This window comes from Chryseobacterium bernardetii, assembly GCF_003815975.1.
GTDB lineage: Bacteria > Bacteroidota > Bacteroidia > Flavobacteriales > Weeksellaceae > Chryseobacterium > Chryseobacterium bernardetii.
This window is the reverse complement of sequence record NZ_CP033932.1, coordinates 2897114-2913850: the sequence shown is the minus strand read 5'-3', so window position 1 is coordinate 2913850 and position 16737 is coordinate 2897114. Positions and strand designations below refer to the sequence as shown.

General features: G+C 36.6%; 18 protein-coding genes. 8 read left to right on the top strand and 10 right to left on the bottom strand.

What is annotated here, in order from left to right:
* Positions 1 to 92: 92 nt before the first annotated feature.
* The 4 genes from EG339_RS13425 (at position 93) to dnaJ (ending at position 4748) form a co-directional block, all read left to right on the top strand.
* Positions 93 to 1415: an OmpA family protein gene (locus tag EG339_RS13425; RefSeq protein WP_123870497.1), complete on the top strand. Its 1323-nt coding sequence runs from the start codon at positions 93 to 95 to the stop codon at positions 1413 to 1415.
* Positions 1416 to 1528: 113 nt separating this feature from the next.
* Complete coding sequence (locus EG339_RS13420; protein WP_123870496.1) at positions 1529 to 2863, top strand: Nramp family divalent metal transporter; 1335 nt, start codon at positions 1529 to 1531, stop codon at positions 2861 to 2863.
* Positions 2864 to 2988: 125 nt separating this feature from the next.
* On the top strand, positions 2989 to 3528 hold the full coding sequence (locus EG339_RS13415) for a nucleotide exchange factor GrpE (RefSeq protein WP_185147681.1): 540 nt from the start codon (positions 2989 to 2991) through the stop codon (positions 3526 to 3528).
* A 101-nt stretch (positions 3529 to 3629) separates the two neighbouring features.
* Positions 3630 to 4748, top strand: a complete 1119-nt coding sequence (gene dnaJ, locus EG339_RS13410; RefSeq protein WP_123870494.1) for a molecular chaperone DnaJ — start codon at positions 3630 to 3632, stop codon at positions 4746 to 4748.
* A gap of 236 nt (positions 4749 to 4984) precedes the next feature.
* On the opposite strand, the gene EG339_RS13405 is transcribed toward dnaJ, so the two are convergent.
* Positions 4985 to 5866, bottom strand: coding sequence for a DUF808 domain-containing protein (locus EG339_RS13405; RefSeq protein WP_123870493.1), 882 nt, complete (start codon positions 5864 to 5866; stop codon positions 4985 to 4987).
* A 145-nt stretch (positions 5867 to 6011) separates the two neighbouring features.
* Between EG339_RS13405 and EG339_RS13400 the strand changes: the two genes are divergently transcribed.
* Genes EG339_RS13400 through EG339_RS13385 form a run of 4 tightly spaced genes read left to right on the top strand, consistent with a single transcriptional unit; the run spans position 6012 to position 8513 of the window.
* Complete coding sequence (locus EG339_RS13400) at positions 6012 to 6488, top strand: tetratricopeptide repeat protein (protein WP_123870492.1); 477 nt, start codon at positions 6012 to 6014, stop codon at positions 6486 to 6488.
* Between the two features lie 11 nt (positions 6489 to 6499).
* The gene (locus EG339_RS13395; protein WP_123870491.1) at positions 6500 to 7093 is read left to right on the top strand and encodes a Crp/Fnr family transcriptional regulator; all 594 of its coding nucleotides are present in this window, start codon (positions 6500 to 6502) and stop codon (positions 7091 to 7093) included.
* A gap of 60 nt (positions 7094 to 7153) precedes the next feature.
* On the top strand, positions 7154 to 7582 hold the full coding sequence (locus EG339_RS13390; RefSeq protein WP_123870490.1) for an SRPBCC domain-containing protein: 429 nt from the start codon (positions 7154 to 7156) through the stop codon (positions 7580 to 7582).
* 55 nt (positions 7583 to 7637) lie between these two features.
* A complete protein-coding gene (locus EG339_RS13385; RefSeq protein ID WP_123870489.1) occupies positions 7638 to 8513 on the top strand; it encodes an alpha/beta hydrolase in 876 nt (291 codons plus the stop codon).
* Between the two features lie 130 nt (positions 8514 to 8643).
* On the opposite strand, the gene EG339_RS13380 is transcribed toward EG339_RS13385, so the two are convergent.
* From EG339_RS13380 to EG339_RS13340, 9 genes are all read right to left on the bottom strand, one after another.
* Positions 8644 to 9339, bottom strand: coding sequence for a DedA family protein (locus tag EG339_RS13380; protein WP_123870488.1), 696 nt, complete (start codon positions 9337 to 9339; stop codon positions 8644 to 8646).
* A gap of 85 nt (positions 9340 to 9424) precedes the next feature.
* Entirely contained in the window at positions 9425 to 10537 is a 1113-nt protein-coding gene (prfB, locus tag EG339_RS13375) for a peptide chain release factor 2 (RefSeq protein ID WP_123870487.1), read from the bottom strand.
* Positions 10538 to 10699: 162 nt separating this feature from the next.
* Positions 10700 to 11188 (bottom strand): hypothetical protein, encoded by a 489-nt coding sequence (locus tag EG339_RS13370; RefSeq protein WP_123870486.1) that lies wholly within the window; start codon positions 11186 to 11188, stop codon positions 10700 to 10702.
* A gap of 18 nt (positions 11189 to 11206) precedes the next feature.
* Complete coding sequence (locus EG339_RS13365; protein WP_123870485.1) at positions 11207 to 12313, bottom strand: NAD(P)/FAD-dependent oxidoreductase; 1107 nt, start codon at positions 12311 to 12313, stop codon at positions 11207 to 11209.
* Positions 12314 to 12464: 151 nt separating this feature from the next.
* Positions 12465 to 13814, bottom strand: coding sequence for an AAA family ATPase (locus EG339_RS13360; protein ID WP_123870484.1), 1350 nt, complete (start codon positions 13812 to 13814; stop codon positions 12465 to 12467).
* Positions 13815 to 14160: 346 nt separating this feature from the next.
* Positions 14161 to 15261, bottom strand: coding sequence for a peptide-methionine (R)-S-oxide reductase MsrB (gene msrB, locus EG339_RS13355; RefSeq protein WP_123870483.1), 1101 nt, complete (start codon positions 15259 to 15261; stop codon positions 14161 to 14163).
* A gap of 17 nt (positions 15262 to 15278) precedes the next feature.
* On the bottom strand, positions 15279 to 15728 hold the full coding sequence (locus tag EG339_RS13350; protein ID WP_123870482.1) for a DUF417 family protein: 450 nt from the start codon (positions 15726 to 15728) through the stop codon (positions 15279 to 15281).
* A 79-nt stretch (positions 15729 to 15807) separates the two neighbouring features.
* A complete protein-coding gene (locus EG339_RS13345) occupies positions 15808 to 16077 on the bottom strand; it encodes a hypothetical protein (protein ID WP_123870481.1) in 270 nt (89 codons plus the stop codon).
* 2 nt (positions 16078 to 16079) lie between these two features.
* A complete protein-coding gene (locus EG339_RS13340) occupies positions 16080 to 16628 on the bottom strand; it encodes a sigma-70 family RNA polymerase sigma factor (protein WP_123870480.1) in 549 nt (182 codons plus the stop codon).
* Positions 16629 to 16737: the final 109 nt, after the last annotated feature.

Sequence of the window (16737 nt, the reverse complement as noted above, 5' to 3'; positions counted from 1 at the left end):
TCGTTAATTTTTCAACAATTATTGAAAAAAAAATGACATTCAGACGGATTTTTGTTTAAATTTATCTCAACATTAATCTAAAAAAATTTATTATGTCTTTAAATGTCATTGATTTAATTAAAGGACAATTAGGTCCCGCTTTGGTTTCACAGGCTGCTTCACAGTTTGGAGAAAGCGAATCCGGAATTTCTAAAGCAATTGGTGGTTTATTACCTGCAGTAGTAGGTGGATTAGCCAATAACGCAGACAACCCTGGTGTTGTGGATGCTATTACGAAAGCCTCTTCAAGCGGAATTTTAGGAAACTTATTAGGTGGATCATCTAATAACCCTATCATTACCTCTTTATTATCTTCTCTTTTTGGAGATAAAATTGGCGGATTAGTGAATTCCATTGCCAGTTTTTCAGGAATCAGCAACAATTCTGCAGGTTCTTTGTTAAACCTGGTTACCGGGGCAACAGTAGGAACAGTAGGAAAATATGCAGCAGACAATAATTTGGGTGCTTCAGGTATTTCCAGCTTACTGAATGATCAGAAAGGCATTATTTCTTCTTTACTTCCGGCAGGTCTTTCTTTGGCTTCCTTTGGATTAGGAGCTGAGAACTGGTTCGGCCAGGCAAAAGAAACCGTTTCTTCAGTAACCTCTACTGCTAAAGACAACATCGCTGAAGGTGTTGCCACAGCAAGAGAAAACGTGAGTGAAGGAGCAAGAGAAATAAGAGAACAATTTGAAAATAACAACAATAATCAAGGCGGAGGTTCAATCTGGAAATGGTTGCTTCCGCTTTTATTATTAATAGCAGCCGGATATTTCCTTTGGAAGCAGTGTGAGAAAAAACAAACCACTACTACCATGACATCTACATCAGACTCAACAGGAACATCTTCAGATACAGCTACCACATCCACACCAGCTGCCACAGCTGCCCCTGCCGCTAAAACCGATGAAAATATTGATCTTAACGGGGTAATGCTGAAAGGATACAAAGGTGGTATGGAAGACCAGATGATTTCATTCCTGAAAACTGACGGATACAAAAATGCAGCAGATGATTCAGCATTGAAAGACAAATGGTATGATTTCGATCACGTTAACTTTAAAATGGGTAGCTCTACAGAATTAGAAGCTGGTTCACAGGGACAGCTTGATAATCTGGTAGCTATTCTTAAGGCTTTCCCTGATGCAAAAATCAAAATTGGCGGATATACTGATAAAACAGGAAACGAAGCTTCTAACGTAAAATTATCCCAGGCAAGAGCAGATTTCATTAAAGCTGCTTTAGCTAAAGCAGGTGTGGGGGCTCAGGTACTTGGAGCAGAAGGCTACGGAAGCAAATTTGCTAAAGTAGATGCTAAAGCGTCTGATGCAGAAAGAGCTGCTGACAGAAAAATGTCTGTAAGATTTGCTAAATAATCTTTAGAATCAATAAAAATTGAATCCCGGAATGTTATTTCCGGGATTTTTTTATGTCATGATTTTTGTGTTTACATATATTTAATTAAATTTGTTAGTCATTTCTAACATTTATGAATTTCAATTTAAAAAGCGCGTGGCGAAAAGATAAAACATCCCATTCTTTATCAGAAGTTTATTCTTCTATTAAAGTTCCTAAAAAAGCAAGTTTCTGGAGAAAGTACCTTGCTTTTGCCGGACCTGGATTGATGATTGCGGTAGGATATATGGATCCCGGAAACTGGGCAACGGATATTGCCGGAGGTGCCCAATTTGGGTATACTCTGCTATCAGTTATTCTCATTTCCAATATTTTTGCGGTGGTTTTACAGCATTTATCCGTTAAACTTGGTGTAGTAGCCGAAAGAGATCTGGCACAGGCCTGCAGAGATCATTTCAGCCCTGCCACCAATTTCATTCTCTGGATATTTTGCGAAATAGCCATTGCCGCCTGTGATCTCGCCGAAGTTATTGGTTCTGCAATAGCCTTAAACCTTCTGTTCCACATTCCGCTGACGTGGGGAATTGTGATTACAACTGTAGACGTACTGGTCATTCTTCTCCTCCAGGCAAAAGGCTTCCGATGGATTGAAAGTATTGTAGGCGGTCTTATTTTTGTGATTCTTGCCTGTTTTGTATATGAAATTGTGATTTCCAAACCTGCTTTTAATGAAATTCTGGGTGGATTGGTACCGCAAAAAGAAATTATTCAGAATCCGGCAATGCTTTACATAGCCATCGGTATTTTGGGAGCTACTGTAATGCCACATAACCTATATCTTCACAGCAGTATTGTACAGACCAGAGATTACACCCGCGATACGGAAGGAAAAAAAGAGGCTATCAAATTTGCGACGTTAGACAGTACAGTATCTTTGATGCTGGCATTTTTTATCAATGCAGCCATTTTAATTCTGGCTGCCGCTACTTTCCATACTACCGGAAACCAACATGTAGGAGACATTCATGATGCTTACCAGATGCTGACACCAATTTTGGGAGCATCAATGGCAAGTATTGCATTCGCGATCGCGTTATTGGCTTCCGGGCAAAACTCTACCCTGACAGGAACTCTGGCTGGTCAGATCGTCATGGAAGGCTTCTTAAACATTAAATTAAAACCATGGTTAAGAAGACTTATTACGAGACTTATAGCTGTTATTCCTGCGTTAATTGTTGCTATTATTTATGGAGAGCAGGGAACAACAGAATTATTGGTTTTAAGCCAGGTTATTTTGTCTATGCAGCTAAGCTTTGCGGTTGTCCCGCTGGTTATGTTTACCAATGATAAGGCTAAAATGGGAGAATTTGTCAACAAACCCTTCCTAAAGGTTTGTGTATGGATTATTTCAATTATTATCATTGTTTTAAATGCATATCTGTTATATCAGACATTTACAGGAGAATAATGAGGTTTAAAAAGGCTTTAGTTTCCTAAACTCTTCAAAAAACAATCACATTATTTTTCTGCCTTAATGTCCTGTTTTTTCCTTTGGCAGAATCTTTGCGAATCATTCCTGTAAATAAATATTGAATTATGGAAAACCAGGATATTAACGAAGAAAGCATCAATAATCAGGAAGATAACAATATTCAGAATGAGGCAACGTCTCAGGACAATGTGACAGCTACTCCTTCTGCTGAGGAACTTTTGGCAGAAGAAAAAGACCGTTACATCAGATTATATGCTGAATTCGAAAACTATAAAAAAAGAACTTCTAAGGAGAAAATGGAATTTTTCCAATATGCCAATCAGGATATGATGGTATCTATGCTGGGGGTTTTAGATGATTTTGAAAGAGCATTAAAAGAAATCGCTAAAAACGGAAATCCGGCAGATCTTCAAGGGGTTGAACTTATCTATCAGAAATTCAAAAATAAACTTACTGAAAAAGGATTAAAAGCTATGGAAGTGAATGCTGGTGACAGCTTTAATGTAGATTTCCATGAGGCTATTACTCAAATTCCTGCTCCATCTGAGGATCTGAAAGGGAAAATCGTGGATGTCATTGAAACAGGATATACTTTGAACGATAAGGTAATCCGTTTTGCAAAAGTAGTAACAGGAAACTAAAATTCATAAATGATAAATGATGAGTGATAATTGATGAATGTTTCACTCATTAGCTTTACAATATCTTTTATCATTTATCAACAATCAATTATTCAATTGTCATGTCAAAAAGAGATTATTACGAGGTACTTGAGATCAGCAAATCTGCATCTGCCGACGAAATAAAAAAAGCATACCGCAAAATGGCCATCAAATATCACCCGGATAAAAATCCAGGAGATAAGGAGGCTGAAGAAAAATTCAAAGAAGCTGCTGAGGCTTACGAAGTATTAAGCGACGATCAGAAACGTGCCAGATATGACCAGTTCGGTCACGCCGGAATGGGTGGAAATGGTGGTTTCGGAGGCGGAGGCTTCGGAGGCGGAATGAACATGGAGGATATTTTCAGCCAGTTTGGAGATATTTTCGGAGGTGGTTTCGGAGGATTCGGCGGTGGCGGCGGTGGTCGTCAGCAGGTAAAAGGTTCTAATTTAAGAATCAGAATCAAGCTGAATCTTGAGGAAATGGTAAACGGAACCCATAAAACCATTAAAGTTAAAAAAATGAAGATGGCAGAAGGGGCCACTTCAAAAACATGTCCTACCTGTAACGGTTCCGGTGTTCAGCTGAAAGTAATGAACACTATGTTTGGTCAAATGCAGACCCAGACTACCTGCAGCACCTGCCAGGGAATCGGAAAGGTTGCGGATAAAATTCCTGCCGGAGCTAATGCCCAAGGTCTTGTAAAAGATGAGGAAGAAATCACGATCAATATTCCTGCAGGAGCAAGAGACGGAATCCAGCTTAATGTGAGAGGAAAAGGAAACGATGCTCCATTTGGAGGAACTCCGGGTGATTTATTGGTTATCATTGAAGAGGAAGTAGATCAAACAATTAAGAGAGAGGGAGACAATCTTCACCAGGAATTATATGTTTCATTTGCTGAAGCTGCTTTAGGAACAAAAAAAGAAATTCCTACAGTAGGCGGAAAAGTGAAAATTACCGTTGATCCGGGAACCCAATCCGGAAAAATCTTAAGATTAGCTGGAAAAGGTCTTCCAAGCATAGACAGCTACGGTAAAGGAGATATGTTTATTCATATCAACGTATGGACACCACAAAAGCTTACCAAGGAGCAAAAAGACTTCTTTGAAAAGCAGATGTCCAGCGGAGAAATGGTTGCAGAACCATCCGGAAAGGAAAAAACTTTTTTTGATAAAGTAAAAGATTTATTCAATTAATATAAAAGAGGCTTAGGCCTCTTTTTTTATGTAAAGTTTAGGACTTAACCGTTATCAGAAAACAGGTATCCTGTGTTCTACTGTCAATTTCCTACATTCAACCCAGCAGAATAAAATATAAAGCCAGATTTCCATGAACTGGCCAAGTAATTATAAGATTTTCATTTGAATTAAATCCATAAAAAAATCCTGCATCATAATGATGTAGGATTTTCTTTTACTCTATTTTACTTTAACTATTTTTTTGCAGCTAAGGAATAGATCGCTTTTCCTAAGGTAAAAACTGCTACTGCAGCAAGCCCTCCTACAATTCCAAATGTGAATTCTTTCAGCATAGACGGCCAAGTTGGTAATAACTCATGCAGGTAATGAATATTGTGGGAAAAAATACCTCCCGAAACTAAGATCAGGGCAATTGTTCCTACAACTCCTAAAAGTTTGATAATGATTGGTAGTGCCTTAACCAATAAATGTCCAAGTTTGGAAAAGAATCCCTTATCATGGCTCTTTTTAATCAGGCTGAAACCTGCATCATCCATTCTTACGATCAATGCAACAATTCCATATACTCCTACCGTTGCAATAAATGATACAAAAGTTACTGTTAAAATCTGTGTAAGAAGCGGATGCTCCTGTTGGATAACGGTTCCTAAGGCGATAATTACAATCTCAATAGAAAGGATAAAATCTGTTCTGATGGCTGAGTTTATTTTTGCTTTTTCAGAAACTTCGGAGTTTTCTTCTTCGTCACTTTCTTTGATAACTTCATGTCCTTTTTTGGAACGGTGAAACAGAAATTCTATAATCTTTTCCACTCCTTCAAAAGCAAGATATATCCCTCCTAAAATAAGAATCATCTCAATAGCGGGCTTATACAGCCAATTGAGCAGAAAAGCAATAGGAAGAATTATCAGTTTATTAATAAATGAACCTTTGGTAATAGCCCACAGAACCGGAAGTTCTCTGGAAGAAAGAAAGCCGGTGGCTTTTTCCGCATTTACAGCCAGATCGTCTCCTAAAATTCCTGCTGTCTTCTGTGTAGCAATCTTACTGGTAACCGCTACATCATCCATCAATGCTGCAATATCATCCAAAATTGCAAAAAAGCCTGACGCCATATTTTAATGTTTTTTTAATCTTTGTTAAGTCCAACAAAAATAAATATTTATTCGGTTTTCTAATTCATAACATGATAATTATTTTAAGAATTATGAAGCAGTCTCTCGCTTTCAATATTTTATATCTTTGTTCAAAATCTATATAATGGATGAAAACTGGGAAAATCAATTACAGAACATCTGGCAGAAACTGGGAACAATAAGCAATGAAGAATTTATTCTACAAATCAAGAATCATGTAAGCCTGATGACAGATTCTCATGCGATTGCAGATTTTGAAATGGCCTGTGCTTACGATTCTACCGGATATGAAGCCAAGGCAGAACCTCTGTACAGGTCTGCACTGGATAAGGGACTAACCGGTTTACGGAGAAGAAGAGCAAGAATTCAACTGGCGAGTACATTAAGAAATAACGGAAAAACAGAAGAAAGCATCTCTATCTTAAGAGAAGAAAAAGCCAATTATTCGGATGAACTGAATGATGCTGTTGATTCTTTTTTAGCTCTTTCACTCTCCACTGCCGGAGAACATAAAGAAGCCCTATCTCTGGTATTAAAAGCAATTTCAAAACATTTACCGAGATACAATAACTCGCTGAACAGATATGCTGAAAACTTATAATTTCTGAAACTATGATTGAAATACATGATGATTTTAAACAATGCCTTAATTCATATTTTGCAGATATTGACCCTAATGATTTAAATACGATCGTTTCATTTTTTAAGCCCGAAATTCTTAAAAAGAATGATATTTTCCTAAAAGCAGGGAAGAAAAGCACAAAGTTAAGTTTTATAAAATCCGGGCTTTTAAGAATTTTTTCGGAAACAGAGAAGAAAGAAATTACCCAATGGATTTCAACTCCCGGATATTTTGTAACGGATCTTTCAAGTTTTATGACTGATATACCTGCAAGATGGGATATTCAAGCCCTTACAGATACTGAATTATATACCATCCATAAGGCTGATTATGAAACGCTTCAGAATAAAATTCCCCAATGGCACATTTTAGAAAAAAAATTCATTGTTCATTGCTTTATAACCATTGAAACAAGGGTTCATAGCCATTTATCGATGAATGCCGAAGAAAGGTATTTGTCTTTCTTTAATGAAAATCCACAGTTGTTTAATCAGGTTCCTTTGCAATATATTGCCTCCATGCTTGGGATGACTTCCGAAACTTTCAGCAGAATCAGAAATAAGATTGCCACAGGAAATTTTTGATTTTTGTCAAGTAGATTTCAATTCCTCTGACCGAACTTTGTGCCTATAAAATCATTACTCATGTCAAAGAAAATTGAAACAGAAATTACCATTCATGCCACTCCCGAAAAAATATGGAAAATATTATCCAATTTTCATGAATATCCAGACTGGAACCCCTTCATTACTGAGATCCAGGGATCTGTAGAAGTAGGAAATCAGATACAGGTTAAAATAAAGCCGCAGGGAGGAAAAATAATGATTTTCAAACCTGTAGTTTTATTAAAAAAAGAGAATAAAGAACTACAATGGCTGGGAAAACTGCTATTTAAGGGATTATTTGACGGAGAGCACCACTTTGAGCTGATTGATAATAAAAACGGCACTACTCGATTTATCCAGTCAGAAAGATTTTCGGGTCTGCTGGTCCCGTTCTTTAATTTTGATACTACCACTGCCAGCTTCCATATTATGAACCGGAAATTAAAGGAGTTAGCAGAAAAGAACTAAATAAATAACAATTCCGAACAATTCATAAATCCCTTATTTTCCTTACATTTGATGTATGAAAAAACTCATTCTCAGGTATCATTTCTTCATTATGGGATGCATCAGTTTTGTGCTGCAGTCCTGTAATACGAAATTCAGAGTTTGGGTAGGCCCGGGAGGGCAACAGAAAATCTATAATTTAAAATACGGGGAACATAAAAGGCAGAAAATGGATGTTTTTCTCCCTAAAGACTATGCTAACAATTCTCCTGTGATTCTTATTATACATGGCGGAGGCTGGACTTTGGGCAAGAAGGAACACATGATCCAGATCCAAAAAATGCTCTTCCAGAACAGGATTCCAAGCATCAATATGAACTACCGGTTGGTATCCCGAAAGAAAAAGATCACTTATAAGCAACAGCTTGAAGATATTGGTGCTGTGATTGAAAAGTTTAATTCTTTAGCTGAAAAAGCAGAGCTTCTCCCTGACAATTATGTTATTCTTGGGGAGAGTGCCGGTGGACATCTGGCTTTATTGTATGGTTACCGACATCCTGACCAGATTAAAAAGATTATTTCCCTAAGTGGCCCTACCGATTTTTACAGCCCTGAATATCTGAATTCATTTTATTCTAAATATACTTCACCCACCATTCAAAAAGTTGTAGGTACTCAATTTAACCGTAAAAATCTTTCAGAAGCTTTTAAAGAAGCAAGCCCTATTGCCAATATCACCCATGTTCCTACTCTGCTGTTTCAGGGTAATCATGATTTTTTAGTGAATCAGCATCAGGGAATTGCTATGGATTCTGCATTAACCAATATGAATGTTCCACATAAATTTGTCTTCATGGACAAAACAGGTCATGCACCAAGATTTTTCAGTAAAAGAAAGAGAGACAGCATTATTTATCCGAATATTCTGGATTGGATAAGAATGGACCATTAAGTTTTGTAGGGGTTAAGAAGGAATTAAGTATACTAAAGCGGCTATAAAACTACCTTCTCATCCTGAATGCTCATAAAAAAGGCTATCTCTAAATGAGACAGCCTTGTATATTTTTCAGAAGATTTGAATTCTATTCAAAATCTTTGTTTTCGTATTTAGAAAAGTCTTCTTTCTTGCCGAACATGAATTTGATAATCACCGGAAGTGTTGTTATCAATACAATGACAATGATAATGTATTCCAGTTTTTCTTTCAGATTTATATTAAACTGGTCCATGAAAAGTTTATCAAGATAATGTCCTGCAAAGATCAGAATAAAAGACCACAGCACCGCACCGATAATATTATCTCTTAAGAATTCTTTTTTATCCATCTTCACAATTCCTGCAACAATTGGGGTAAAAGTTCTCACTACAGGTAAGAATCTCGCCATAATAACTGCCAATGCTCCGTGTTTTTCAAAGAAATCATGAGCCTGATAAAGATATTTCTTCTTGAAAAGCATTGAATCCGGTCTTTTGTATAAAGCAGGCCCTGTTTTTCTACCGAAATAATAGCCTACTTCATTTCCTATTACAGCAGCAAGTGCTACTCCGGAGGCAAGAAGTGTTGTATCCAGAAAATCACTTCCTGTAGAACCAAAAGTCTCTTTGATGATTTCAACGGCATAAATTCCTGAAACGAACAGTAGTGAATCTCCGGGCAGGAAAAACCCTACAAAAAGACCTGTTTCAGCAAACACAATAAATAAAATAAGCCAAAACCCTCCCATTTTAATATAAAATTCCGGGTTTAATAAATCCTTCCAGCTATTGAAATCTTCCATATATATCGATGAACAACAAAAATAAGTCTAAAATGTCTGAAACAAAAATTAATTATAAGATTTTAACTAAAATTTCACATGATATTTACAGGTCGAGATCATCATCGGAAACTGCGGTACCATCGGCCATCAGAAATGCTTTAAGGAAAGGTGTGATATTTCCGTTCATTACGGCGTCCACATCTGACGTCTCATGGCCTGAGCGTACATCTTTTACCAATTTATAAGGATGCATCACGTAATTTCTGATCTGGCTTCCCCACTCAATCTTCATTTTATTGGCTTCAATCTCATTTCTGGCTTTCATACGCTCTTCCAATTCCATTTCATATAACCTGGAACGTAGGAGCTGCATTGCTTTTTCTTTGTTCTGAAGCTGCGAACGGGATTCTGAATTTTCAATAATAATTCCGGTTGGAGCGTGACGAAGACGTACCGCTGTTTCTACCTTGTTTACGTTCTGACCTCCGGCTCCGGAAGATCTCATCGTTTCAAAAGATATATCGGCAGGGTTAATATTAATTTCAATGGTATCATCTACTAAAGGATAAACATATACAGAAACAAAGCTGGTATGGCGTTTTGCATTACTGTCAAAAGGTGAAATTCTTACCAATCTATGAACTCCGTTTTCCCCTCTCAAATAACCGAAAGCAAATTCACCTTCTATTTCAAGGGTAACGGTTTTCACGCCTGCTACATCCCCTTCCTGGAAGTTCAGTTCGCGAATCTTATACCCTTGTTTTTCTGCCCACATGGTGTACATTCTCATCAGCATAGATGCCCAGTCGCAGCTTTCTGTTCCGCCGGCACCGGCTGTGATCTGAAGAACCGCAGATAATTCATCCCCTTCATTGGAAAGCATATTCTTGAACTCAAGGTCTTCTATTTTTTCTATCAGTTGCGGAAATGTTTCATCCAGTTCTTTTTCAGAGTCAGGATCTTCTTTAGCAAAGTCAGCTAATACCTGTAAATCTTCAAATTGGGTATGAATTTCATCATAGCTTTCCACCCATTTTTTCTTGGATCGAAGCTGCTTCAGAAAAGCTTCCGCAGTCTTAGGATTATCCCAAAATTCAGGAGCCGCTGTTTTTTCATCATCATTGGCTATTTCGATCTTCTTTTTTTCAATCTGTAAATATCTGTATAAGTCTTCAATCCTGGATTGAGCTTCTTTTATCTGGTCGTTATTAATCACGATTTTTTCTTTTATGCAAAAATAAGGAATTCTTTTAGAGTGGAAAGCTAAGAGTTCAAGGTTTAATGTTCATGGTCTAAAGTTCTCGATAAGGAAGAATTCATCTTTTAGTCTTTTGAAACTTTTCTTTATTCCACATCTATTATCTCTTCGTCTCTTATCTCATTCTATTCTTATTTCTGCTTCAAAGGCTTTTCTCAGATATTCTTTTGACTTTTTACTTTCTATTTTGAAACCAGCCATGGTCATTCCATACATAAATAACAGCATTATGAGAGGAATTAAAAAAAATCCTGTTATTTTTTGATCTTCTATTTCTTTTATCAATATCATCATAAAGAAAGATGATGCCATTAAACACCATACTATTAAAAAGAAAAATGTAAATATATGTAGCTTCATGGTCACTTGTATCTGTGTTCCGTAATTATTTTTTTGAATACTACCGCTTATTTGGGGAAGAAAGGAATTTCTGTATTTAATGACCCTGCTGATATCAAAACTGTTCGTATCTACAGATCCTTCATAATCTTTTATATGTTTCCAGCTAAAGAACTTTTTCGGTTCAACAAAGTCTAACAGTCTGGTCATGACTTCCTGCTCAGGCAAATTGGTATTGAAAATAATACGTTCAAAGGGTAAATATTTCATTGAATTTAATTCTTTAATTTACATCAGATTAGCGATTACCTCACCAATCTTTGGAGCCAGTGCCACTCCCATTCCGGAAAGTCTTACGGCACAAAACTGTCTGTTTGAAACCTGCTTCACAATAGGTGTTTTTTCTGCCCCCATGGCCATAATTCCTGACCAGCGAAGAGCAATCTTACATTCCTGATCAGGCAGAATGACTTCTTTTAAAAAGTTTTCTAAATGATTTTGTAAAAATTCTGTGGTTTCAAAAGCTGTAGTTTCTTCCATTTTAAAGTCCTGATTTCTTCCGCCTCCCAGTAAAATACGGTTTCCTAAGTTTCGAAAGTAATAAAATCCTTCATCATAGTGAAAAGTTCCTTTCAATTTTAAATTTTCTATAGGTTCCGTCAGGAGAATTTGTCCCCGTGCCGGCACTATATTTTCCTTTTCAAGAAGTTTAGAGCTGAATGCATTGGTGCAATGGATTATTTGACCGGATTTTATTGAAACATCCTTCGAAAAATAAATATTCACACCATCAGAAGTTTCTTCTATATTATTAATTTCAGTTCCGAATAAAAACTCAACCTTCAACTCATAACATTTTTCCAGAAGCTTCTGCAACAATTTTCCAGAATGCAGGCTTCCCTCGCAAGGATTTCCAATCAAGAATTGAGATTTACCTAAACCAAATTCCTGTATTTTATTCTGTTGTAAAGAATATGTTTCTTCACGTCCGGTGATGGGCTTAAGCTTTTCATTCACTTCATTGAGGAATAATAAAGGCTCATCATTGTTTAAAATTTCATATCCTCCGCTAAGTTCAAAGTCTATTTCATCATTTTTAAAATAATGTCTGATCTTCCGGAGTCCTTCAAATCTCATTCTGACAAGATCCAATGTTTTTTCCCAACCCATTTTTTGAGAATCAGCAATGACTTCTGTAAGGCTTCCAAAGCAGGCAAAGCCGGCATTTCGTGTTGAAGCTCCCAATGGAACTGCATTTCTTTCAATGATGAGTACAGATTTCTCAGGGGATTTTTCTTTAATGGAAATAGCAGCCCAAAGTCCGGAAAATCCAGCCCCAATGATGATAATATCTCTTTTGCGGTAAAAGGTTTCCTGTTCCCAGATGCTGGTCATAAGTAATAAGTGATGGGTAATGGATGATAAAGACAGCTTGAGCTGAAAAAAATAGACGAAGAGACAAGAAACAAAGACATTGAAAAAGTAACTATTGAATATTCCCAGTTTTAGTTTCTAATATCTGCCTTATTCCAAGCCCGAATCTTTTCTACTTTTCTTTCTCTCCGTTGTGATGAAAACCGATTGCTCTTCTTGGTTCTTCCACTACTTGATAGGTTTCAAGTTCTTTTTTCAGGGCCTGAATCCTAAAACGGAATTCGTCGAAGTTATTGATGATAACATCTGCAAGAAAACGGGCTACCTGATCAAGATATTCTTCGGTAAGTTTTGCAGCAGCATCTCTTAAGGCTCCATTAATGAGATTCTGATCAATTTTAAGCTTTTCATTCCGGGTTCTCTGATAAAGGTCTTTGATCCTTTTCTTTAAGCTTTGCGTAAAATCAATCAGCATGGTATTGCTGAAGGCTTTCATCCTGGAGGCAACGTCATGCCAGAAAGGAACTTTATCTGCCTTATTATTTTTAAGAATCTTATACAATAAAGAGTCTTCTTCAAGTCCTCTCGTCATTGCATATAAGATAATCTCTGAGCGTTCTGATGCATTAGGTGGAAATATAGGAATCATCACATCAAACCTTCCCGGAGCCAGGATTTCTTCATCAATTTCTGAAACAGAATTAGCTGAACCCACCATGAGGACTCCTTCTTTTTCAAATTTACCGATATAATGGAGAATAAGTTCCTGAGCTTCCAGATTACAGGATGCAATATCATTATCGGCCTTTCTTTGCATCATAATTTCATCAAAATCATCAAGGAAAAGCAGCATTTTATTCTCTTTCATCATGGCTAAAAGAAAGTCACTGAAATTGATTTGATTCCCATCAATTAACGAGGTTCCCAGATAGTGCTTTTTCACTTCCTTAAATTGATACCCTATGATTTCAGCAATTTTATTGGCCCAGAAAATCTTGCCGCTTCCGGGAGGCCCGTAAAGAATAATTCCTGCAGGTTTATTAATCCCCCAATCTTTGATCTGTTGCGGATTTAAAAAGGGTTCAAGAACCGCCGAGGTATAAAAAAACAGATCCCTGTATCCTATAAAATCCCTCTGTTGCAGGCTGGTTTTGTGCCCAAAATAATCGTATACAAACTGATAATTTCCGCCCAGTTTGTTATCAATACCATAACTTGAAATGGAAGATTTGAAAAAACCATTATCAAAAATATTAAGGTTATTATCCTTTATCGCTTTTTCAACTTTATCTTTTGGCTGATTGATGACTTCAGCAATCTGTTCCAAGGTCTTATTCTTATCCAGATCCTTTTCATACAGTCTTAAAAAGTCTACATTTTCTCGGGCAAACTTTTCAAAGTCCTCCTTTACTTCAAAGTTGGTACTGATACAGTCTACCAGCTCAAGATCAAAATCCTGAATAAACTGTTTGATGGCTTCTGCAGATACCTTCAGTTCTTCTGCCAGTTCAATTAACTTCATAATTCCCTATTAGTTCTATCAAATTTAATATTTTAATCTCGAAAATCTATCAATTGATTTCACTTAATATCATTTTAACTTGATTTTTATGAATGTCCTTATGTTTGAATACAATTGTATTAAAAAAGGAAATTCAAAGCTATATCATTTTGCACTTGTCTATTATTTTTATTTTTATCCAAAAACTAAGCAAGTGAAAGAATATATTAAACCCCGGGGCTTATCAGTGCTAGATGATGTAGGCTGAGAATCGTTTAAACGAAAACCTTTCTCGTACAGGGAAACATGAAAATTTCACAAAAAAGGCCGTTTTCACGAGTTGTGAGACGGCCTCTTTTCTTTCAATTTACTTTTTATCTAACAACGGAAGGTATTTTCCGTATCCTTTTGTTTCCATCTCCGCTTTTGGAATAAACTTCAGGGAAGCACTGTTGATGCAGTAACGGAGTCCACCTTTATCCTCAGGGCCGTCTGTAAAAACGTGTCCTAAATGGGCATCTCCGGTTTTACTTCTTACTTCTACCCTTGTCATTCCATGGGTACGGTCCAGTTTTTCATCAATCAGACCTTTGGTGATGGGTTTTGAGAAACTTGGCCATCCACAGCCGGATTCAAATTTATCGGTAGAAACAAACAATGGTTCTCCTGTTGTGATGTCTACATAAATTCCCTCACGGGTCTCATTCCAGTATTCATTTTGGAATGGTCTTTCTGTTCCGTTTTCCTGGGTGACATTGTATTGTTCTGCTGTCAGTTTTTCCTTTAAAACTTTTTTATCCTGTTTTTGATAAGCGGTTGTTTTAGGAAGGGGATTCGCTTTTTTCGCCATTTCAAAAAGTCCTGGTTCAATATGGCAGTATCCGCCCGGATTTTTATCTAAATAGTCCTGATGATAGTCTTCCGCTCTGTAGAAATTTTTCAAAGGAATAGTTTCTACTACAACCGGTTTGCTATATCCTTTTGCCAGCTTCTGAACTTCATTTTTCACAACGGCTTCATCTGCTTTATCTGTATAGTAAATTCCTGTTCTGTATTGGTCTCCCCTGTCATTTCCCTGCTGATTAAGACTTGTAGGATCAATGGTTTTAAAATAAAGATCAATCAATAGTTTCAAATCTACCTGCTCAGGATCATATTTTACTTTCACCGTTTCTGCAAAACCCGTAGTATGGCTTACCACTTCTTCATAAGTTGGATTCTGAGTTTTTCCGTTGGCATACCCTACTTCAGTTCCCACTACACCTCGAATCTGCTGAAAAAAATGTTCTGTTCCCCAAAAACATCCCCCTGCAAAATAAATTTCTCTGACGTTTTTATTATCCATAATTTCTTGTTTTTCTTTTTTTACGTTCGTTTCAATAGGCTTATTCTTTTTAAAAAGCCCGCTTTCTGCAGCAAAAACTGCGATACCCAGTATAATTCCGAGTACAATCAATATATTTTTCATATTTACCTTTTTATTCATTATTTCTTGTTTTGTAAAATCATTAATCCAAATCCTAAAAACATCAGGTCTTTTAAGATAAAAAAGTCTGTTACAGGTATACCGTCTACCACTTTCCATATTCCCGGAGTGGTAAAGAGGTAACTTAACGTCACCATAAAAGTTATGGTCATCCCTATTCCTGCATATCTCCTTAGCACAGCAAATTTCGCACTAAATACCAGTAATACAGCAATGATAATTTCTATCGCTCCGATAAGGTTTGACACTGCCTGAATGCTCATGACTTTATATACGAAAAAAGTTAAAAAATGGTTTTCCAATAAAGGTTTTATTGCCGAAGCTTCTGTTGGAGTAAACTTGAAAACCCCGATCCAAAGCAATATGAGCGCTGCTCCGAAAAGAGAAATATAATATCCCAGGGTATATGTTGATTGATTTTTACCAGATGTTTGGGCTGTTCCTGTCATTTTTTTAAATTTTGAATTGATACTTTATTGTTTTCAAAAGTATAGTCGGAACCGTTTCAAAATCCTGACAAAATTTATCTCAGAAATTTAATTTATTGATCATTTTATCTTTAAAGTCCTGAATTTCAGACTCATTTATTTCAGTGGTTTTTTCAGCAAATGTTTTTCTAAAGATGTTATCCAACAGCTTCATCTTTTCATTATATGCCTTACACCATTTGCAGATAGAGATATGAAAGTTTAATCTTCTGTTTTCTCTGGCAGAGATGGTTTGCGCATTGCGTTTTTCCATCAGTAAAGTGGCTTCACTGCATGGCAGGAACAATATATGTAGGATTTTTCTTATCATCACTATATTTTTGAAAACCAGTTAAACTCCAGACATTCCCTAAGCTGCATACGGCTTCTCTGGAGGATCTTCCAGAGATTAGTCGTAGAAACATTCAATTCCTGACTCACATCGGGTGCTTTTTTTTCTTCGATGTAATACATTTTCAATAAGATCTTCCATCTGGCAGGCAATTCTTCAATACATTCTTCGAGGGTTTTATTAAATTCCTTATTATCCAGAAGTTCAGATTCTGTTGAAATATTCCAATCCCTCAAAACATCATTATTTTTCCAGGAGCCTGTTTCGTCAAAAAAATGATCCAGTTTTACATTGGGTTCCGATTTATATTTTTTACGGTAGAAATCTGCAATTTTCCTATTCAGAATAGCCATCAGCCAGGTCAGGGGCTGGCTTTTCCCTTCAAAAGAGTCATAATTGGAAAAGGCTGCAATAAAAACTTCCTGAACAACATCCTGAGCATCCTCTTTATTGGAAAGCATATATAAAGCTTTCTTCAGCAGCAATCCGGAATATTGCTCTATCCAGCTTTTCAGAATTTCATTTTTCATGATGGGAGGTCTATTTTGTCTTATTTCAGATCTTAACGAAGGTAATAAGTTAAATGGAAATGAGCAAAACTTCCTGAGTGTGTTCCCCAAAAATATCGTCAATAAATTT